Source organism: Dyadobacter pollutisoli (assembly GCF_026625565.1).
Taxonomy (GTDB): Bacteria; Bacteroidota; Bacteroidia; order Cytophagales; family Spirosomataceae; genus Dyadobacter; species Dyadobacter pollutisoli.
Genome location: NZ_CP112998.1, coordinates 1210714 through 1231210, shown reverse-complemented (window position 1 = coordinate 1231210; position 20497 = coordinate 1210714). Strand labels below are relative to the sequence as shown.

The 20497-nt window shown below is 44.5% G+C and carries 25 protein-coding genes and 2 pseudogenes; 13 read left to right on the top strand and 14 right to left on the bottom strand.

Annotated features, from left to right (window positions below; translation table 11 throughout):
• Positions 1–456: 456 nt before the first annotated feature.
• From tnpC to ON006_RS32475, 4 genes are all read right to left on the bottom strand, one after another.
• Complete coding sequence (gene tnpC, locus ON006_RS05190) at positions 457–2037, bottom strand: IS66 family transposase (RefSeq protein ID WP_244819535.1); 1581 nt, start codon at positions 2035–2037, stop codon at positions 457–459.
• A 33-nt stretch (positions 2038–2070) separates the two neighbouring features.
• Positions 2071–2418: an IS66 family insertion sequence element accessory protein TnpB gene (gene tnpB, locus ON006_RS05185; protein WP_244819536.1), complete on the bottom strand. Its 348-nt coding sequence runs from the start codon at positions 2416–2418 to the stop codon at positions 2071–2073.
• 3 nt (positions 2419–2421) lie between these two features.
• Positions 2422–2724, bottom strand: coding sequence for an IS66 family insertion sequence element accessory protein TnpA (gene tnpA, locus ON006_RS05180; protein ID WP_244819537.1), 303 nt, complete (start codon positions 2722–2724; stop codon positions 2422–2424).
• Between the two features lie 339 nt (positions 2725–3063).
• Positions 3064–3147 carry a hypothetical protein gene (locus tag ON006_RS32475; protein WP_510185788.1) on the bottom strand — a complete coding sequence of 28 codons (84 nt, stop codon included), beginning with the start codon at positions 3145–3147 and terminating at the stop codon, positions 3064–3066.
• Positions 3148–3181: 34 nt separating this feature from the next.
• On the opposite strand from ON006_RS32475, the pseudogene ON006_RS05175 reads away from it, so the two are divergent.
• Positions 3182–3259 (top strand): annotated as a pseudogene (locus tag ON006_RS05175) (ATP-binding protein); the annotation flags it as partial.
• A gap of 35 nt (positions 3260–3294) precedes the next feature.
• Here ON006_RS05175 and ON006_RS05170 read toward each other — a convergent pair.
• The 3 genes from ON006_RS05170 to ON006_RS05160 form a co-directional block, all read right to left on the bottom strand.
• Positions 3295–3747, bottom strand: a complete 453-nt coding sequence (locus ON006_RS05170; RefSeq protein ID WP_244819538.1) for a universal stress protein — start codon at positions 3745–3747, stop codon at positions 3295–3297.
• Between the two features lie 13 nt (positions 3748–3760).
• The gene (locus ON006_RS05165) at positions 3761–3967 is read right to left on the bottom strand and encodes a BON domain-containing protein (protein WP_244819539.1); all 207 of its coding nucleotides are present in this window, start codon (positions 3965–3967) and stop codon (positions 3761–3763) included.
• 62 nt (positions 3968–4029) lie between these two features.
• Positions 4030–4881, bottom strand: coding sequence for a universal stress protein (locus ON006_RS05160; protein WP_244819540.1), 852 nt, complete (start codon positions 4879–4881; stop codon positions 4030–4032).
• Positions 4882–5177: 296 nt separating this feature from the next.
• On the opposite strand from ON006_RS05160, the gene ON006_RS32470 reads away from it, so the two are divergent.
• The 3 genes from ON006_RS32470 to ON006_RS05150 all read left to right on the top strand — a co-directional run bounded on the left by ON006_RS32470 (position 5178) and on the right by ON006_RS05150 (position 6567).
• Positions 5178–5369, top strand: coding sequence for a transposase (locus ON006_RS32470; protein ID WP_510185786.1), 192 nt, complete (start codon positions 5178–5180; stop codon positions 5367–5369).
• Positions 5370–5505: 136 nt separating this feature from the next.
• On the top strand, positions 5506–6048 hold the full coding sequence (locus ON006_RS05155; protein WP_267609960.1) for a hypothetical protein: 543 nt from the start codon (positions 5506–5508) through the stop codon (positions 6046–6048).
• 57 nt (positions 6049–6105) lie between these two features.
• A complete protein-coding gene (locus ON006_RS05150) occupies positions 6106–6567 on the top strand; it encodes a transposase (protein WP_244819542.1) in 462 nt (153 codons plus the stop codon).
• Positions 6568–6633: 66 nt separating this feature from the next.
• Here ON006_RS05150 and mgtA read toward each other — a convergent pair whose 3' ends face one another.
• The 7 genes from mgtA to ON006_RS05120 all read right to left on the bottom strand — a co-directional run bounded on the left by mgtA (position 6634) and on the right by ON006_RS05120 (position 13709).
• Positions 6634–9144 carry a magnesium-translocating P-type ATPase gene (gene mgtA / locus ON006_RS05145; RefSeq protein ID WP_244819543.1) on the bottom strand — a complete coding sequence of 837 codons (2511 nt, stop codon included), beginning with the start codon at positions 9142–9144 and terminating at the stop codon, positions 6634–6636.
• Positions 9145–9195: 51 nt separating this feature from the next.
• A complete protein-coding gene (locus ON006_RS32255; RefSeq protein WP_374760198.1) occupies positions 9196–9606 on the bottom strand; it encodes a DUF6544 family protein in 411 nt (136 codons plus the stop codon).
• Complete coding sequence (locus ON006_RS05140) at positions 9606–10130, bottom strand: DUF6544 family protein (RefSeq protein WP_244819544.1); 525 nt, start codon at positions 10128–10130, stop codon at positions 9606–9608. Before ON006_RS05140 ends, ON006_RS32255 begins: the two co-directional genes overlap by 1 nt.
• A gap of 3 nt (positions 10131–10133) precedes the next feature.
• On the bottom strand, positions 10134–10286 hold the full coding sequence (locus ON006_RS05135; protein WP_244819545.1) for a hypothetical protein: 153 nt from the start codon (positions 10284–10286) through the stop codon (positions 10134–10136).
• 141 nt (positions 10287–10427) lie between these two features.
• Positions 10428–11441, bottom strand: a complete 1014-nt coding sequence (locus ON006_RS05130) for a hypothetical protein (RefSeq protein ID WP_244819546.1) — start codon at positions 11439–11441, stop codon at positions 10428–10430.
• The gene (locus ON006_RS05125; protein ID WP_244819547.1) at positions 11434–11952 is read right to left on the bottom strand and encodes a P-loop nucleotide/nucleoside kinase family protein; all 519 of its coding nucleotides are present in this window, start codon (positions 11950–11952) and stop codon (positions 11434–11436) included. Before ON006_RS05125 ends, ON006_RS05130 begins: the two co-directional genes overlap by 8 nt.
• A 53-nt stretch (positions 11953–12005) precedes the next feature.
• Complete coding sequence (locus ON006_RS05120; RefSeq protein WP_244819548.1) at positions 12006–13709, bottom strand: alpha-amylase family glycosyl hydrolase; 1704 nt, start codon at positions 13707–13709, stop codon at positions 12006–12008.
• A gap of 164 nt (positions 13710–13873) precedes the next feature.
• On the opposite strand from ON006_RS05120, the gene ON006_RS05115 reads away from it, so the two are divergent.
• The 9 genes and pseudogenes from ON006_RS05115 (at position 13874) to ON006_RS05080 (ending at position 20406) form a co-directional block, all read left to right on the top strand.
• On the top strand, positions 13874–14740 hold the full coding sequence (locus ON006_RS05115; RefSeq protein WP_244819549.1) for a universal stress protein: 867 nt from the start codon (positions 13874–13876) through the stop codon (positions 14738–14740).
• Between the two features lie 239 nt (positions 14741–14979).
• On the top strand, positions 14980–15870 hold the full coding sequence (locus ON006_RS05110) for an IS1595 family transposase (RefSeq protein ID WP_244819550.1): 891 nt from the start codon (positions 14980–14982) through the stop codon (positions 15868–15870).
• A 12-nt stretch (positions 15871–15882) separates the two neighbouring features.
• Complete coding sequence (locus tag ON006_RS05105; protein WP_374761301.1) at positions 15883–16467, top strand: BON domain-containing protein; 585 nt, start codon at positions 15883–15885, stop codon at positions 16465–16467.
• Positions 16434–16517, top strand: a pseudogene (locus tag ON006_RS32250) (BON domain-containing protein); the annotation flags it as partial. The gene ON006_RS05105 and the pseudogene ON006_RS32250, both read left to right, overlap by 34 nt.
• A gap of 83 nt (positions 16518–16600) precedes the next feature.
• Positions 16601–17749: an HAD-IC family P-type ATPase gene (locus ON006_RS05100; protein ID WP_244819552.1), complete on the top strand. Its 1149-nt coding sequence runs from the start codon at positions 16601–16603 to the stop codon at positions 17747–17749.
• Positions 17662–18111, top strand: coding sequence for a hypothetical protein (locus tag ON006_RS05095; RefSeq protein WP_374760199.1), 450 nt, complete (start codon positions 17662–17664; stop codon positions 18109–18111). Before ON006_RS05100 ends, ON006_RS05095 begins: the two co-directional genes overlap by 88 nt.
• Positions 18112–18231: 120 nt before the next feature.
• Positions 18232–19089: an HAD-IC family P-type ATPase gene (locus ON006_RS05090; RefSeq protein ID WP_244819554.1), complete on the top strand. Its 858-nt coding sequence runs from the start codon at positions 18232–18234 to the stop codon at positions 19087–19089.
• Between the two features lie 120 nt (positions 19090–19209).
• On the top strand, positions 19210–20055 hold the full coding sequence (locus ON006_RS05085; protein WP_244819555.1) for a universal stress protein: 846 nt from the start codon (positions 19210–19212) through the stop codon (positions 20053–20055).
• A 54-nt stretch (positions 20056–20109) separates the two neighbouring features.
• Positions 20110–20406, top strand: a complete 297-nt coding sequence (locus tag ON006_RS05080) for a YtxH domain-containing protein (protein WP_244819556.1) — start codon at positions 20110–20112, stop codon at positions 20404–20406.
• Positions 20407–20497: the final 91 nt, after the last annotated feature.

The window sequence follows — 20497 nt, the reverse complement described above, 5'->3', positions numbered from 1 at the left end:
GCCCACTCAAAAGCAAATTGATACCTTTTTAACGTTGTAAATATTCGTAACTACCATTGGTATAGCATTAACCGTCTGGTAATCGTTCATGCGGCGGCTGCCGCCGTTCCCTGGGCTCATTAAAAGAAAAGCAACGCATGTTATCAAGGATGTTCATTGGATACATTCAACAACTACACAAGAAGAGCGTATACCATTAAAAATAGTCACTATCGAAGAGTGGAAACCAAAACGCTCTGTCCGAATCACTCACCGGGATGGCAAGTAATAAAAGAGGTCATGAGAAAGACCGTTTCCACGTAAGCTGGTAAACGACAAATGGGAAAAGTATTCGGACGCTAGCTTATTGCTGCCATAAAAAATCTGGAGAACAGGTACTTCTAAGAGCCGAAAGTTTTCTGTTTGTACGTAAGCAGTCGGCAGTCCCCCTTGGTTTCTTCGAGGTATAGACGAGGATTACTGGTTAAATTTCCAGCGGTTTGGAAGAAGATCTGAGAATTTACCTTCGTAGTTTGGATCGTTCATTTTTCGAAGAATGTCCAGTAGCCAGTCTTGTGGATTTACATCGTGCTTTTTACAAGTCGCAAAAAGAGAGTAAATCATAGCAGCATTTTGCGCGGTATCATGCGTACCTGCAAAAAGGAAGTTGCGCCGACCCAGGGCAATGGGTCTGATCGCATTCTCGATCAGGTTATTATCGATTTGCAAATCTCCATGAAGAGCGTATAGTCTCATGCTTTCCATAAGCGGAAGCGCATATCCTATCGCTTTTCCAATAGGGCTCTGCGGCAGTACCTTGGGATATTCACCCTGCATCCATTCGTGTAATTGGGTCAAGATCGGCAGGGATTGCGTCATCCTTTTTTCAACAATCTGGCCTTCATTAAGCGGTGGAGTCTGATCACGGATTGCTTTTTCAATCCCGTAAAGTTGGCCTATCGTTGCGACCGCCCAACTCGCTCTTTCGCTGTCATATTTAACCGCTTCATCGAATTTACGGCGGATGTGAGACATACAAAAGTAATGATAGATAGATTGATTTTTCTCAAAAAGGCTCTGATAAACATTGTATCCATCTGTTTGGATCACGCCGGAAAAGTCTTTCAGTATTCTTTCCGGCCCGGTTTTATCACGGCCCGGACGATAATCAAAGAAGACAAGTCCATCTGCCGGGGCATGGTAAGTCCACAGATAACCCTTGTGAGAGCTACCTTTCTTGCCGCTATTTTCCAGGACTTGTATACTGGTTTCGTCAACCTGCAAATATAGATTGGCTAATACTTCACGCTTGAGAGCGCTATAAATCGGTTCCAGGGATTTACATGCTGCGTTGGTATTGTCTGTCAGTGTCGAGGGCGGAATTTTCATCCCTATGCGCTCGAAGATTTGTTTTTGCCGGTACAGTGGTAAGTGGTCAACGAATTTGCTGGTAAGAAGATGTGCAAGAACAGATTCGTCAAAAAGGCCCCGCTTGATAGTCCGGGATGGTATCGGTGCAATCAGCACCCCTTTTTCATCTGAATTGACAGGATCTTTTAATGCCCATTTGCGGCGGATGATTCTTTGAACCTTGAAGGAGGCCGGGATCATCACCAGTATTTCAGTCACCTCCTGGCCGATTACTTTATAATCAGCCAGATCGCCTTGTGGATCGATGATGATCTCTTCTCTTTCTAACTCGTCTGGCAATACCATTCTTGTACGTTCTGCTTTCAGACGCTTTTCACCTTGCTTGTCCTGCTCCTGATTAAGATTCTCAGCCTCAGTAACTGTAAGCTCTTCCGAGTTTTGTATGTCCTGAGGAGTCGCGCCCAAGGGAAACAGGTCGAGTTGCCCTTCCAGATGTTTTTTAACTCTGTTATCGGACCTAATTCCGAAAAGTTTTCGGCGTAATTCATTAGCATCGAGCAGTGCCAGCCTGAGTTTCTGCTCGGTTTGCTCCAGCTTCTGCTGGGCCTGTTCATATAGTAGTTTGTAGTCTGGTTCGGCCGTGGTCATACTATAAAAATACACAAAAAAAGTGGCTTTACACTGCATAAAGGCCACTTTCTACCAAATATTATCTGTTTTCTAATGTATAGAAAGTTGTTTATAACGTTTGCGTAGCTGCACGGATTTTAGCTTGACGCCTTGTAAAATCAGCATTAATTCCCGGGTTGAGATCATTAGCTTTTTATCTGCGGGGCGCTCAAAAGTACCTGCTTCCAGCCGTTTTGTATAAAGTGCGTAACCATCTCCGTCCCACTGCAGTAGACGCACCTGGTTGGCCCGCTTACCTATGAATACAAAGACATCACCGGACAACGGATCCAGCTTCAAACCATTTTGCACCAGGCCGGCCAGTGAATAAATACCGCAGCGCATATCCGCTGGTTGGCTGTATAAAAAGTAGCGTGATGATGATGATAAAGATAACATCGGCTAGGATAATAACGCCTTTACCCATGCTGGCTCAGGTAACTCGTAGAAAATGAATGTACCCTTTTCAGTTAGCCGCAGTTCTGCCAAGGGATGACTTGATTTCACTTCGACCCTATCCAATTTCATTTCTATGAAATCTTGCCTGCTAACCGAGCCCGTCTCTAACCGCTTGATCCAATATCTAAACGTCGAATACTTAATCGATTCTTGTTGGCAAAATACACGGACGCCTTTACCGCTGTCTTTCCAGCGTCGGTAAAGCTGCTGATAACGTTGCTGGGATTTGCTTTGTTCTATTTTCATATCCCAAAATTCATAATTCTCAATCAGACCTGGAAGATGGTCACAGGCGGTTGCTTACGTTTGTACGAACGGTCTCGCTGAGAGTTGTCTCTATGGACCGACCTTACATGTAGTATTCCGACAACCTAAACTCTTCCTGCTTATTATTATATTGAATCTCTGCGCAGATCACTTTGAAATTTGGAGGGATCACATCAGATTAAAAGGTTGCTAATCAATATGATGTGGAATGCAGAGTGTCTATTTCGGAGATATGGGGGCAGGCGTTTCGGAGCATATAGGGCCAGCGTTCCGGGAATCATTGGGCCACTTTCCGTTTGCAATAATAGTAGTTTAAATTTAACTACTCAACTGTTTTTTCTTTCGTAAAGAGTCCCCTTCAAGCTCAATACGGTGGGAAGAGAAAACAATTCGGTCAAGAATCGCGTCCCCCTTATGTGAACATTAGCATAAGGGGGATGCCATTTTAGATCGACTAGTTCACACCTCTTATCGCATCGAATTAAAGGGTGAAAGTTTACGAAAAAAACGGTAAAATTGTCAGCCCATCAGAATCTCTCAGATCAGAACCTAAATTAAGGGGGTCAGTATGCCCGGTACGGGGTCAGCATTAACGGAATATCCATGCGACTGTTGATTGACAGCAAAAACTGGCACAGGAGAGCGTCGGAGAATCTTTTCAACATTTGAACCGATAAATGTACTCTCCCACCCGCGGGAGCCGCGCGTGCCCATCACAATCAGATCCACTGACTCTTCAGTAATCAGGTCCAAGACCGCTGGCAATAGCCTGCCAATTCGAATCGTGTGAATAATATTAATCGGTTGGCTGATCTTTACCACGAAGTTTTCAAACTCGGCTTTATAACGCTCCGAAACGATCGGATTTTCGTCTACTTGCTGTTGACTAATTGCCGACAGCACAATAACGACTCCGGATGTTGCCTGAGCTAATTCGACAGCAAATTCAAGCCCACGTCGCGCTGACACAGAAAAATCACAAGGCACAAGTATTTTTTGCATTTCCCAGAGAGTATTAATTGGAGTGAAGCCAGGAAAAGGTTAGATTGTTCGTAATGCCATAAACGCCCAGGACCCTCTCAACACTTTCCTGGACAAGTTGCCTGTCGGACTCTTGATCTACTTTTCCTTCCAGAGATACCCATCCCTCTTTGACAGATACCCGTATATCTTCATCATGAAGACGAGAGTTCTGGTGCAGGGTGCTGACGATATGCTTCATAAGCAAGGCGTCACTTATCCATGTTTTCATGTTAGATGACCTTTCTACGGGCCCGCAAAGCATCAATTCTGCGGGTTAACGTAAGTGAAGACAGTTCCAGTGGTATGATTGACCACATCTTCGGCAACGCTTCCTTTCAACAAATGCTCAATTCCCTGGAACCCATGTGTCGACATGGCGATAATCGAACCCGGCATCTGGGAAGCGAAATCCACAATCCCTTCCTCAAAACTTGCACAGCGGCGCACATTTAGTGTATACCGTTCCAGGTTGTAGAAGTTGGCGTAGCTCTGCAAGCTGGCTGTGGCCTCCTGATCATGGACCAAGCTCATTGGATAATTATTGATGTAAAGCACGTGCAGAATTGCACCAAAGAATGCTTGCAGTTTTTTGACCTCTGTCAAAAACTCATTTTCAGTCAAGTCCATTGATGTAGGCACGATAATATCCCTTATATCGTTTACATGCTGCGTTTGGTGGGTCACAAACACGGGAATTGGCGCGCGCCGCACGATTCTTTCGGAATTTGATCCGATAAAAAATTCCCGTAAGCCCTTCGCGCCAGTACTTGACATGACGATCAGGTCAGCATTTTCGCGCTCAGCCACATTGAGGACTGTTTCAATCAAAGGACTTGTTTCCACCGAAAAATTAATAGGTACCCTCCCCTCACCAATTGCCGATTTCATTTTTTCAAATTCTTTTTCAGCATCTTCAATCAGCCCATCGACTGCAAGCGAGGTATCGGCAAACAGGTAAGGCTGACCAGCCATACCATTCCCGTACAGATACCGGGTTTCAATAATATGCAAAACTTTCACTTGTCCATGGCTTGCTTGAGCTATCTCTTGGGCAAACTCGACCGCCTGGATGGCAGCTTTTGAAAAATCGCAGGGTACTAATATCGTTTTCATGTGCAGGAATAGTAAGTTGAGCTATTTTTCTACCAAATTATCCTGATATAGAGCTATTTCCGATGACCCAATCTATCCTCCTGACTGACATTAGTCAGTTTTATGGCGTCGACATACGGCTAAGTAATACTCAGGTGGCCGTTGCAGAACTCGAACAAAAACAACTTTATTTTCTTCCAAAACAGGTTGCTTTTTTGTAACTTCAGGAATGCAAGGAAGAAAAAACTACACGGAAAAATTGTTCACCAGCTTTCAATTATCTGACCCGGGTTCCGAAGGATAATTTCTATCGAAAGTTGAAAGAGGCGCTGGATTTGAATTCCATTTACAAAGAAACCAAAGAGCTCTATGATCGCACTGGAAACCCATCCATAGATCCGGTTGTATTTTTTAAACTTATGCTGGTCGGTTACCTGGAAAACATAACCTCTGACCGTAAATTGGTGGATCACTGCTCGATGCGCATGGACTTGTCATTCGACCATTAGCCGGACCAGACAATTATATCCAGCTGCCGTTTTTGAGTCTCTATTCAATAAGATATTTGCCTTGTGTGTTGATAAGGGCATGGTTAGCGGACATACCCAAGCCATGGACTCGGCACCTATTAAGGCGAATGCTTCAATGGAAAGTCTTGAACTGAAAAGACCTTTTCAATCTATTGAAAGGCACTTTGAAAACGTAGATACCGAGAACGAAAATCAAGTACCAACTGCTACAACTTCCACGGCAGGGTTGATTACTGCTCCGCTGCATCATTTGAAGCGTGTGAAGCATATTCATGATAAGCTGCGCAAGAATCCGGTTGGTGCCAGCGGCGCCTCTCTTGAAAAAGCACAGTTATTCAGTAATAAAACGCATTATAATCCGCATGATCCGGATGCTCGTATTTCGGTAAAGCCTGGCAAGGCAAGAAAACTTAACCATCACTGCAGTATGGCAGTAGATTCAGGCCAGGGCGTAATCAGTCATATACAGGCTGACTTCGCAGATGGAAGAGACAGTCAGTATCTGCCAACAATGACTCTACAAGTCCAAAACCGACTGAAAGCTAATGAGCTTCGCATGACTGAGCTGTTAGCAGACGCAGGGTACTCAAATGGGTTTAACTATCAGTTCCTCGACCTGAGAAATATCACACCATGGATCCCTGTGTTTGGAAAGTAAAAACCAGAAAGGGAATGGGTCACCTATTACAGGAAAGAAGATGTCTTTACCTGTACCATGGGTAAGACAATTCCTTTTAAGGGCTTTGATCGAACCTCTGACGGAAAGCCAATAAAAAACTACCGGGCTTCAAAAAGAGATTGCATCCCCTGTGTTCTAAAAGAATCCTGTACGCCGAAATCTCAATTTAAAAGAATTTTTACGACAGCTTATGAAAATTACCACCGAGCCTATGAAAGACAACTAAGCAAGCGTGGTAAACGGATGAAACAAGTCCGGCAAAGTACGGTAGAGCCGGTCTTTGGAGCCTTGGTCCATCATTACGGATTAAGTAAAATCAATGTTCTAGGTAAAGCCGCAGCACATAAGGTGATGCTAATGGCAGCGACCTGCTTCAATCTCAAAAAATACCTCAAAACATTCAAAAGGAAATTTACAAATAGTGCAGCAATGAAGACCATGGCTCACTTAACCGGCGCATTTTTGAAGCCCTCGATTGCTTTTACGCCGAATTTTTAGAATTCTCAGAAGTCAGCACTAATAATTCCCAGTACTTAAGTATAAGGCTAGTTCCGCAACGGCCACTCAGGCTTTATTGAATTTAAAGAACCACACCTTTAACCAGTCGGCGGTAATCATGTACGCAGTCAGGATGCCGAGTAACACTAACACCTGCTTCCCCTCAATCCCTGTCAAGCCCAGAGAAAAGGCAACCGGAGACCATGGGAGGTAAACGGCCAATATCAGCGCAATAATCGTGATAGTTAGCAACAGATTTCCAGGCCTACTTTTAAAAAATGATACTTTGGTACGGATTACCAGCAAGATCAACAGCTCGGTAATCACCGATTCAAGAAACCAGCCTGTACGAAAAGCAGCCCCGGTCAAATGAAAGTGAAAATAGAGCGCATAGAACGTCAAAAAATCAAACAGAGAACTGTGAAGCCCAAAGACGATCATAAAATTCCGGATCAGTTTCATGTTCCAACGGCCGGGCGAAGCAAGTTGCTGCTGATCCACATTATCGGACGCAATCGCCAAAGCGGGCAAATCGGTGATAAAGTTTGTAAGTAGTATTTGCTTGGGCAACATAGGCAGAAAAGGGAGTAAAAGTGAAGCCGCAGCGACACTGAACATATTGCCGAATGTGGCACCTGTGGTAATGAAAATGTATTTCATTGAATTGACAAAGGACTTTCTCCCTTCCTGGATGCCATCGGCCAATACAGAAAGGTCTTTTTCCAGCAGAACAAAATCAGCAGCTTGTTTTGCCGCGTCCACCGCATTGCTTGTTGAGATTCCCGCGTCGGCCGCGTTGATGGCGGCGACGTCGTTGATGCCGTCACCGATATAGGCAACAACCTGCTTGGCCTGCTGCAGCGCTTTGACAATACGAACCTTCTGATGGGGCTCGATTTCGGAAAACACATCGGTTTTCAGCGCTCTGTTAAGCAATGCTTCCGGCGACATTTGGTTTAGCTCGTCACCTGTCAGGATCTGAGGCTGGCCGATACCAAGTTTCTGCGCGATATGCGCAGCCGCATAACGGTTGTCTCCGGTAATGATCTTGAACTGAACCTGCATTTCTCCGAGCCTTTTGATAGAGGCTATGCTGGATTCTTTTAGTGGATCTTCTAATAGCAGAAAACCCATAAATGTCATCCCGATCTCATCCTCGCGGCTGATTTTATTCCCCCCAAACACTTTCGATGCGATACCCAGCACGCGATACCCTTCTTTGGAAAAACGTTCAAAACGATCATTGATATCGCTTCGCATCTTTTCATCCAGCTGCTGTAAATCTCCCGTCTGGGTATGCACAAACTGGCAAACTTGAAGAATGTTGGCCAAAGCCCCTTTACTAATAATGATTGCCTCTTCTTGAAAGCCTACCAAAATACTCAGCCTCTTTCTTATAAAATCGTAAGGTATTTCTCCACGCTTGGTATAACCAGGATCTTGAACGCTCAGCGCGCAGATCGCCTGGTCGACCGGGTTAGTGAAGCCCTGCTGCATGGATGCATTTAGAAATGCGAACAACCGGACCTGATCATCCGGATTGCCATATACGTCAACAAAATCTTTCGCTACGACAGTGCCTTCTGTAATGGTCCCGGTTTTGTCGGAGCACAAAATACGGACCTCGCCGAAATTAAAGATGGATGAAAGCTTCTTGACAATCACCTTCTTTTTCATCATCCTTGCCGCTGCCGACGACATAGCTACGGTCATAATGGCAGGCAGCAGCTCAGGCGCCATCCCGACGGCCAGAGCCAGGGAAAACAGCAGTGAATCTAACAGGGGTTTGTGGAAATAAATATTTATTGCAAAAATGATCAGCGTTAAGGCGGCGGTAATCTGCAGCAAGAAGTAACCAAATTGTTTGATGCCCCTCTCAAAGGCTGTTTCAGGCGTATCCGAAAGGCTGGCGGCTATTTTACCAAAAAGGGTGTCATTTCCCGTGTAAACCGCTATGACTGTCGCAGTTCCACTGACAACATTGGTCCCTTCCCACAGACAGTTCAAAGTTTTTGCAAGGGGAGCTGCATCGTCGGCTATACCCACCATTTTCTCTGCCGGATAACTTTCGCCGGTAAGGCTGCTTTCATTCACATGGAGCTCGTTACTTTCGACAATTCGGCAATCTGCGGGAATAATGTCACCGGCCCTTAGATGGAGAATATCTCCAGGTACAATTTCATTTGTATTGACCGCCTGCTCAACCCCATTGCGAACAACAAGGCTTTTGATTTCGATCATTTCCCTGAGCTTTTCAACCGCTTTGCCCGCGTGAAGCTCTTGCCAGAAACTTAGCAGTCCCGTCACTACAAGGATGAAAAAGATGATCAAAGTATCCGAAACCTCTCCGAGAACAGCCGAAAGCATGACGGCTATTACAAGCAAGAGCACCAGCGGGCTGGTGAATTGCCGAATGAATATCCTCAGGGCCTTTTTGAGCTCTGATTCACCGATAATTTTCTTAAAGTTTTGCTTTTGTCGCTCCCTGACAATTTCATCCTTTAACCCCTGTTCATTACTGTCGAGTAGTTCAAAAACAGTGGCTAACGGCAGACTGCGGATATTTTTTATGAACATGATTTGAAAAGCATTTAAATACTGGCATGCTATACTTAAATGCAAAGTTCATCAAGGTATAGGTCGGCATATATGATGCTGGTCAGTGGAGAATATGAGCTGGATAGTTAAATCAGAATCCGCCATTATAGGTAAGCTCCTGTATGTTGAAGCGGGCGTATGGCAAGTATTTTTTTCGATTTCCCATCCGGCTTCAAGGACTGTCGGAATCAAAACACCATTCCAACTGTTGTAATGGCTTACCTTAGTAACCCATGGTTGTCTTGGCCCATCGCCCATATTACGTAATGTACGTAATTCTGCGATCTGATGCTGCGCGTCAAAGATAACAGTGAAAGAAACGGCCAAATCCCCATAATCGAATTCAAGTTTAGCAGAGTTGTCATCGATAGGCAACCATCTCAAATGTTGACTTGGCAGTAAATTGGTTGGAAAACAAACGCTTTCCCCAAGCCAACGCATTACTCCCCTTTATCATACTTCTCACCAGTTTCGTTTTGAATGGTAAACAGTGAAAATAAAGAGACTACCAGCCTGCCCCTGCCATTAATGAACATATCCCGAGCCGTAAACATTGCCGTTTTGCCTTTCCAGACAAACCCTGGCTTACTTGCGGTAAAATATTCCTCGCCTGCAATTTTGATCCAATCCTTCTTTAAATCGGTTTTGAACAATCCATTATGGACCAGGTGGACATTGCTAATATACGGCTGCCCTTCTTTAAGCACGTGCCGAAAATACTTCCGGACAGGAACCGGAAGCCCGGCGAGCTGCTTGGCTGTAAACTTTTGGGATGATATGTCTTTTGAGTCACTAAATAACTGTGCTACCTCGTCGGTAAATTTAAGGTAAAGATTTAAGCGGCCCATCAAAAAAATCAAGCAAAGTAGTGCAGCAATTGCAATCGTAACTTTAAACGAAGCGGAAAAGGCCGGCTTGTCTCTTAGGGTGGACGCGACCTGAGCGTAGATATTTGTCGTTCCCATTTGTTAAGATCTAATTCTATGGCTATTTGCTTTAATACGGGAAAGGAACACTTCAAAGCCGTCAGCTTTGGCTGGGAAAGCTTTTTCGGGTTCTTGTTTTGCGCTGACAAAAATTCCGGTAACGACTTTAATGAAACTGGTTTGGAATGTGCTCATAGGACAGCTGGTTGAGGTCTTAAGATGATTTTAGTCTAAACTTCTTTCAACGATTTGAAATCAAAATATATCGATAAAATTATCCCCTGTAACTCTCCAAAAACATGATCCGAGCCAGCCTTCCTTATGAGAATAATCAGGCTAGGCTTCTAGTTGATTGATGTAACTGCTGATAAGGCGAAGATAGTTTTCTGCCGCGTCCAGGTGTCCCTGAGAATCTGCGGTACCTTCTGACTCCATAGCGCTCAATGCATTTACTTTCGCCCGGATGTTTGCGCGCAGGCATTTATAATAAAGGAAGATGCGGTTATCAACAGCAGTTTGAAAGGCTGGAAAGCGGTCGCAATAAACAGAAAGGAAAATTTCACAGAGCGCATCATGGCCAAAATATTCCAGGTCCATGCATAAAAAAGCGATATCGCTCAGCACATCGATCTGCCTGAAAGCATCATTGTACTCAATGCAGTCGAAGAGGATCGGTTTATCATCAATGAAGATATTGCCACTATGCAAATCGCCATGAATGTCCCTTATAAATCCAAGCCGTCCCCGCTCCCTAATCCTGCCCGCATATTGAGTAATGAATGCGTCACTAAATGCAATCGCATGATCAATGATTTCCTGGTAGTAAGCACTGGAATGCTCTAAAATAAATGGCCGTATGCCGGCGATGTCGTTGAATGTGGCCATCTGTGCCAACAGATCAAACGGTTGATAGACAACCGGAGCGTCACGATGCATTTGGGCAATTTTCTCAGCTAATGCTATCATTTCATTGCTGCCTATTTTCTCTTTGGAAAGCAGGTGATCCATTCTCTTTTCAGTTGATAACCGCTTCATCATCAACGTATAGTCAACTGGTTTGCCGTGTAAGCCGCCGATCTCAAATCCATTCTCATGACTAGTGACTGGAAGTACTTTCAGGTAAATTGGTGAGAAGCGTTTATTCAGGTCCAATTCCTTTTCGCAGAGTGCTTTTCTTGTAGACAATTCGGAAAAATCCAGAAAGGAAAGCTTAACCGGCTTTTTGATTTTGAACGCCAGAGTATCGGTCAGCAGGATCCAGGATATGTGCGTTTCTTGCAATTGCGCGCAAAGTGCTTTCCCGTTATAAATACCTTTTTCGGCTAGTACGTGAATCTCGCCCTCATTCATATCTCCTCAGGTAACTGGTTGCCAGTGTGAGCATCTCTGAGATATTGTCAGTACCAGAACGAAGTACCAGGTGCTCATCAAGGTAAGGTTCAAAGAGCTCTTTCATGCTCTCGTATACACCCAAATCTGCTTCGCTGTCCGCTCTTAGCTCATCTAACCGCTCGCGCACCAGCTCCTCGCTGGCTATAACCAAGATAAAAGCAATCTTGGAATTACGCTTTGAGGCAATGCCAGAGAACAAGTCTCGCATGGCGTGGTGATAAAAAGTTGCGTCTGCTACGACCGTTTCCCCCCTGCTCAAATGCTTATCCGTCAGCTTAGCCATAGTCCGGTATATATACATTTTGTCGTCTAATGTATACTTCCCCTTGGCTTGAAGCGAAATTCTAATCCTATCGCTACTCAAATAAACCGCTTTAAGCGTCACGGCCAGTTTCTGGGCAAAGTAGCTCTTACCTGAGCCTGGCAGTCCCGAGACAATGATGACCAAACCAGATTTTGCATTTCCCATTTTGAAGATTTTATAAGTTACATGTCAACCAAATAATAAGCTATCGTAAACGGTTAGCTTTTGTTAGTTAGGACAACAAATTGGCCGGGTTCCAGTTTCAGCTTGATAAAATGCTTATTACCCTCTTCATTCAAAAGGACATTCACGCTGCCTTGCTGTCCGTAAATAAACCTAAGTGAGCTCCCTTGCGGGTTCAGTAGCGGATCTACCCGGACGTACTCTTCATCGTTCTCATCTTGAGAGCTGTTGTAAGCAACCACAATTTCTTCATCATAAAGAACTCTTGAAAACGCCAGAAGGCATTTTTCAAATGTGGGAAGCATGAAATCCTTTCCGTCCACCGAAAGTTTTCGCATATACATACGCCCGAACCTGAGCGCCGCATTTTCCTTTCTGAGTTTGGCCAGAGCAGCGATCTGCTGGTAGATCCGGCAGGATTTATTTAAAGCATTTACTTTGGGATCCTCTAAGCTGAACATCGCTTCGCGAACATTGAAATCCTTTTCACCTGAGCCGTCAAAGCCCTGCTCAGTGCCATAGTAAATGCAGGGCGTACCCAGTGCGCACAGCAAAAATCCAATGCCTGCAATAATCTGGTTTTCAGAGGCCTCTTTACCGAATCGCCGCTTTATTACCTGCCCTACCTGATCGTGGTTGTCGATAAAGGTTACCAGGAACTCACCAAACTCACCTCTGCCCATCGCTCCCTGGCGGAGTGATTCATAACGCTCGACCAGCTTTTGCGGTTTAGAGACACCACGGATCACGTCAGCCAGAATATGGTAGAGCGGAAAATCCAGAACAGAATTAAGCCCAAAATAAATGGCCTTATCTTCGATCATCACAGAAGTTTTCGGGCCGATATACCGGTTGTACATCTCTTCGGGACCGACAAACTCTCCAAAAAAGAAGAAATTACGTTTTCCTAGCTTGTAAGCGTACTCACGTACGTGTGAACAAAATTGGCTAACGGTTTCCTCCCCCATATGCTTGACGGCATCAATACGGAAACCGTCGACGTCTGTTTCCCTGATCCAGTAACAATGTATCTTCGTCAGGATCTGCTGAACCAGCAAAGCCTCTGGAGAAGCATCATTTTTGTAGCTCTTAAGATTTTCAAAATCGCCTTCACGGGTTTCAGGATACGCATCGAAATTTCGGATTTGCCCTTTTCGCCAGTAAAGCTCGGGATTTCTCAGCTCAATTGGGACAGGTAAATCGGCTGAGCGCCAAGACTCAAATGGAAATACTGCCCCCTGATAATAGTAATATTTTTCATCGCCCGGATAAGTCCAGTTGTCCCCGGAATGATGCAAGACGATATCCAAAAAGACTTTGATATCATAACTATGTGCCTTTTCGACGAGCTCTTCAAGATCCTTTTTCGTTCCGAACCTATGGTCGACTGCCAGGTAATTTTCCACTGCGTACCCGTGGTAAGAAAAGGTGTTATTCTGAAACACCGGGCTCAGCCATAATGCTGTGCAACCCAGGTCCCGGATATAGTCCAAGTGACGGGTAATCCCGCTGAGTGTCCCGCCACAAATTCTCTGAAGCTGATCTGCATTCCCAAAGCCGGTTTGTCTGTTTGGCTTGTCCTCAGGCGTTCTTTCAAGATCATCATGAAAGCGGTCTATTAAAAGAAAATAGATAAACTCCTCACGCCACTCCCTGTTACCATCAGCCCAGTAGGTCTTACCTGGCTTAGGTGAGAGATCGATATCAAAGATGGAATTCACTGTGTTGCTTCCGCTCATATTCATAAGGTTATGCCTATTATAAGCAAAGCTATTGGCCAACAGGAAATAGCTGACTGATCACGCTTCTAAAACGATATGACCTTTGTCATTCTCTTGCAGGCCTACAGATACGAGCTTTGTATTATGCTGACTCAGAGCATTCCCAATAAATAATACATCCTATGAAAACGATCTTAGTACCCTTAGACTTTTCCGAAAATGCTGACAAGGCACTAGAGGCTGCCAAGCAAATCGCAGCTAATACTGGTGCAAAGCTGCTGATCATGTATGCCTACCAGCCTTATGTTGGGGACTTTATGATCCCCGAATCCATCGTTACTGCGCCCATCTATCAGCAGTTGGAAGACAATTACCGCACAAAACTAAACGAGCGAGTGTCCCGGGCACAACAGGAAGGCTTTCGCGCGGATGCCATATGGGAAACCGGCGGCGTAGAAACGGCTGTACTCAAACAGGCAAAAGAAAACTCCGCCGATCTGATCATAGTCGGAAGAACTGGTCACGCAGCATTTCTCGACAGATTGATAGGCAGCGCAGCGACCGGTATTGCACTGCATGCGCATTGCCCAGTTCTCATTATACCGCCAAGCAATGAGGTGATTCATTTTGGCCAGTTCGTTTATGCTACTCAACTGGAATTTGATGAGAAGGAAATACTCGTTGATGTCATCGCTTTGACTAAACAGTTAAAAAGTAAGCTTCGACTGGTAAAAGTTAATTCCGATGAGCAGCTCGACATCCAACCGGATGGGCAGTACATTGATGAAATAGAGCATGAGCTTGGCATTGGTCGCGACCAGATTACGATACTCAATAGTGATCATGTGATGGATCGGCTGGAAAATTACTGCAATCAGATCAAGGCGGATTTACTGATCGTTTCTAACCGGCGTAGAGGCTTTCTTGAAAAGCTCCTTAACCCCTCGATGACAAAAAAATTGACGGTGGATACCCAAGTTCCACTATTGGTCTATCACAAAGAGTCGGTTAAAGACGGGCTCAAAGCACCGATGGTGATCCTGGGCTGATCGTCGGACTTGACCCACCAGATGACAATCATTGAAGGAGCTGATTAGCATCATTCCGTTACAAGCTTAAAGAAAATAATTTTGAAATAAGGCGAGTGCTATAGCCGATGTTAAACTTAGACAAATTCAACAATGAAAACGGACCTGGAAATTCAAAAAAATGTAATAGATCAATTGAATTAGGCTCTTGATTGATAGCTTCAATATGCTTATATTTAGTTATAAATAAGCATATTTTAATGGAAAAGCGATTCAAAAGTCTATCATTATTTGAGTTCCAGGCCCAGTTTCCGAATGATGAAAAGTGCACGGAATATATTGCTAATTTAAAATGGGCCAATGGCTTCAAATGTAATAGGTGTGGGCATGATAAATACTGCACGGGGAATAAGGCTTATGACCGACAATGCAGCCGTTGTAATCACGGTGAGTCACCAATGGCCGGTACGTTATTTCACAAAAGCAAATTGCCGATTTTGAAAGCATTTTACATCATTTATTATTTAGCCACAACAAAAAACGGGATTAGCAGCACCGAATTAAGTCGCAAATTGGCCCTACGTCAAAAAACGTGTTGGCTGTTCAAGCAAAAAGTAATGAAGGCCATGGAGAGCAGTCAAAATTTTCCAATGGAAGGTAAGGTAGATGTCGATGAAACTTACGTCGGTGGCCAAGACGAGCAAGCAATTGGGCGAAATGAAGGTAAAAAGAAGATCATGGTTGTTGCTGTTGAACGAAAGGGAAAGGGCGTTTCTCGTATGTATGGCCGGGTTATTGAGACGGCTAGCAAGAAAAACCTTAAAAAATTCATGGAGGAGCATATCAATAAAGACGCTTTGGTTCGTACGGACGGTTGGACAGGTTATAAAGGTCTGGAGTCAGAGTTCCCAAAACCTACTCGTGAAAAATCAGAGAAAAAGGGCAAAAACTTTCCTCAATTGCACAGAAGTATAATGATGTTTAAGGCTTGGCTCAGAGGCGTTCACCACTCAGTTCACTATCTGCAAGCTTACATCAATGAATACACCTACAGATTGAATCGGCATAAAATGAAAGAAGGAATATTTGAAAATCTAATCAAGCGGATGGTGTCAAAGCCACCCCATACTTATAAGATGATTATCAATTAAAGGCCAAATTCAATAGATCAATTACGCTGGCAGCCAATCCTGGACGCTGCTGAAATAGGCGTTTCTGTCAAGAATGGGATTGTAACGCTGTCTGGACTAGTTAACTCATATCCTAAAAAACTGGCTGCTGAGAAAGCTGCAAAAAAGGTGTCCGGAGTGAAAGCTATTGCAGAAGACATCATCGTACATGTTTATCCGGAGAATCAAAAAACGGATACAGAACTGGCAGAGGCCGTAGCCAATGCGCTTGAATGGCATTCGGCTGTGGCAACCGAAAAAATCAAGATCAAAGTGGAAGACGGATTTGTGACCTTATCTGGTGAAGTTGACTGGTCCTATGAACGGACCATGGCGGTCCATGCGATCGAGAATCTGGCTGGTGTCCGCATGGTTGTCAATACGATTACTATAAAAGCCAGACCTATCACAGAGGATATTATCAAAAAGATCGGATCTGCCTTCCAGCGTCATGCCTCTATTGATTCAGAAAAGGTAAAGGTCTCTGTGTCCGGAATAAAGTCACTTTATCAGGAACAGTCCGCTCCTGGAGTGAAAGAGAAGATGCGGAAGATGCTGCCTGGGCTGCCTCCGGAGTAAGCCAGGTCATCAACAATCTGGTGGTAGAAGAGGAAGAGTATGCATTGTAAAAAGTTGAGGTGCAGTTTAAAAAATAAGCCGGCAAATCGCGGGCTTATTTTTTTCCTGGCTCCTGCTACCATTAAATATTCCTGTGCAAACTGTAAATACTATTGAAAGCCCGGGCTTAAATGATGCGCAAGTTCTGGCATCAAGGAAAGAGTTTGGCCGGAATTACCTGAAAAGGAAATCCCGTAGCGAATTTTTTGAAGCGCTAGTATCGCTCGTCAAAGAGCCGATGCTAATACTGCTTATGATCGCTGCCAGTATCTATTTTTTGACAGGCTCTGTTCAGGAAGGTCTTATGATGATTGGTGCAATTGTGCTGATCTCCATTATCTCGCTTTATCAGGATACAAAAAGCAGAAGTGCACTGGAAAAGCTCAGGCAATTTACCCAGCCGAAAAGCCTTGTTATAAGAAATGGTATCGAATCTCCGATTCCAGTTGAAGACATTGTTGTAGGGGATCTGCTAATCCTGGAAGAGGGCGTGCGGATCGCCTCGGACGGCACAGTTATAAAGGCGCACGATTTTTCAGTCGACGAATCGATTTTAACCGGCGAATCAATGTCTGTTTTTAGATATGGTTCCGACCCGGTTTACCAGGGTACCCTTGTTGCCAGCGGCCGTGCAGTTTGCCAGGTGACGGCAATCGGAAATAAAACACGCCTAGCCCAGATTGGCGAAAGTCTCGACTTGATTGAAGTTGAGAAAACGCCGCTGCAAATTCAGATCAATCAGCTGGTAAGAAATATGGCATTCATTGGGGCTGTCGTGTTTGTATTTGTCTGGGCCATCAACTACGCCAGATCACAAAACGTGCTGGATAGTTTAATGAAGGCACTTACCCTGGCAATGAGCAACCTTCCCGAGGAAATACCGGTTGCCTTCACCACGTTTATGGCCTTGGGTGCATTTCGCCTGATGAAAGTGGGCGTAATTGTCAAAAATGCAAAGACCATTGAGGCGCTGGGAAGCGCAAACGTGATCTGCACGGACAAAACAGGCACCATCACTGAAAACCGGATGTCGCTGGCTGGGATCTATCTTCCTACCGAAAATGCGATCGTTTCAATCTTTGATAAACCAAGCAAGGAGACCATTCATGTCTTGTCAACAGCCATGTGGCAAGTGAGCCCGAACCGTTCGATCCTATGGAAATCGCACTACATCAGGCATATCAAGAGCTACCTGGCAAAGATGACCGGCCTGACTTCAAAATGGTTTACGAATACCCGCTGAGTGGCACGCCTCCGATGATGACACACATATTTGAAAATGCATCCGGAGTAAGAATGGTGGCAGCAAAAGGAGCGCCAGAGGCTATGTTATCGGTATGCATGTTGAGCAATGTAGAGAAGGAAAGCATCTTGAAGCCTGTCAATGAATTCACAAAAAAGGGATACCGGGTTCTTGGTGTTGGACAGAGTAGTTTCTCCGCTAACCAATTTCCAGAAACGCAGCAGCAGATCGAATTTCGGTTTGTAGGGCTTATCGCCTTTTACGACCCTGCTAAGCATAATATCCGCTCTGTACTCGAATCTTTTTACAGAGCTGGCATACAGATAAAGATCATTACTGGCGACAATGCCGCCACAACCTAGAACATTGCCTCGCAAATCGGGTTCCGTGGCGCGGAAAATGTCCTGCTTGGGCAGACCCTTATCGGAGAGGATGATCAGCAGCTGCGAAAAACTGTAACTGATACCCAGATTTTTGCGCGCATGTTTCCTGAGGCAAAACTTCGGGTCATCAATGCGCTGAAAGCCAATGGCCAGATAGTGGCGATGATCGGCGATGGTGTAAACGATGGCCCGGCGCTAAAAGCGGCCCACATTGGCATAGCCATGGGCAAAAAAGGAAGCGAGATTGCCAAACAAGCGTCTGCACTTATTCTGCAAAATGATGATCTGTCCGGTATGGTTGACGCCATTGCGGCCGGGAGAAGAATTTATACCAATCTAAAAAAAGCGATCCGGTACATTATTTCCATTCACATACCCATCATCCTGACCTTATTTGTACCACTGCTGCTGGGATGGAAGTATGCTCAGATTTTCACTCCTATACACGTGATCTTTTTTGAACTGATTATGGGACCTACATGCTCGATCGTTTACGAAAATGAGCCTAGCGACAAAGATGTTTTATCGCAAGCGCCACGCCCTTTCACCAGCAGCCTATTTAGTGCAAATGAATTGCTGCTTAGCTTCGTTCAGGGCCTGGTCATTACGGCAGGTTTATTTGGCGTTTACTGGTATGGGCTAAACATCGGCTGCTCAGAGGCTATGACCAGATCACTGGTCTTTATCAGTCTTATTTCGGCTAATTTCTTTCTGACGCTAGCCAACCGCTCATTTGAGAAATCACTGCTTACCACATTGAAATATAAAAATGATCTGATTGGGTGGGTCTTAACGATTTCGATTTCCCTATGCGTTGTAATCCTTTTTACTCCCACCCTGAGAGCCTTGTTTAAGCTCGACGCTGTGAACATAGAGCAGGCTTTACTTTGCATTCTGATTGGCTTTATTTCCGTTAGCTGGTTTGAGATATATAAGTACTGGAAACGACTCTATTAAAGACAGTTATTGATCAAAATCATAATCTGGGCTAAGCCTTATCAAGGCATTAAAGTCCACGATCCCCTTATTTTATCTTGGAAATGGACTAGCTCTGCAACTAACCAATAACTTAATCTCATGAAAAATATTCTGGTTCCTTGTGACTTTTCGAAGGCCTCTGAGCAGGCGCTTCGATTTGCTATTGAAATTGCGGCTCTAAGCCAAGGAGAAGTAACTGTTTTACATGTCATTAACCTGACCCCCGACTACATTGAGACCCTTGAAACAAATCCATATTATGTAGACTCAATGTCTATTCTTGCTGAATTGAAACGACAAGCCGCTTCCGATTTTAATGAATTAAAGCAAAAGGTAGATACGGGTAACGTCCCGGTGAAACTCGCTATTGAACAAGGTCTGTTCAATCATGCAATTTTAAAGTCTATTCACCAGCATAATGCTGATCTTGTGGTGATGGCAACAAACGGTGCCAGCGGGCTCAGCGAAATTCTCGTTGGCTCCAATACTGAAAAAATAGTCCGAAGCTCCCCTGTTCCCGTTTTCGCCATTCACAAAGACCAGAAAGTCGAGCAAATAAAGAATATTATTTTCCCTACTACGATTGAATTGAATAAGGGTGCCTTGATCGAAAAAGTAAAAGCATTGCAAGCTTTTTTTAATGCGAGGCTTTATTTGCTACATGTGAAAACCCCGGAATCCAGGCAGAAAGATCACGAATTGAAGATGGCTTTGGAAAACTTTGCGCGCTTTTATGATCTAGAAAACTACTTGGCAGTAATCAAGCAAGCCAAAACAGAGGAAGAAGGAATTATTAGATTCGCGCGGCAACTCGAATTCTCAATCATTGCGATGTCTACCCACGGACATACCGGTTTGACACACCTGATGCTGGGCAGTATTGCGGAAAACGTTGTAAACCATTGCCCGGAAGCCGTCTGGACGTACTCGGCACCGGAGGTATAAATTTTCCTGTACGACCGTTATATAAAACAACCCTTTAAATTAAATAATGATATTATGAAAAAGAGCAGTGTGTTCTTAAGTGTTTTAGTTGCCGCAGGAGCAGGGATCATTGTTGGTATATTAATAGCTCCCAACAGCGGGGCGAGAACCCGAAGGAAGATTCAGTATTTAGGCGACGACGCCTTGGAAGAACTTGTGCAAACAATTGAAGATTCATTTGACGAATTAAAACGTCAGACGCAAAAGAAGTGCGCCGAAGTAAGAAATAAGCTGATGTGTAATCCGCAGCAGCACTTTAACCATGGGGAGTCAAAAGATCAACCCATACAAAGCAAGCAACCGGTATCATGAGATAAGAACGCTATGAGCATAGCTGGTTACAAGTATTTGAATGTCATGAATCTATGCCGGGTAATCTAGCTCTTGAAAATAGTCTGCTATT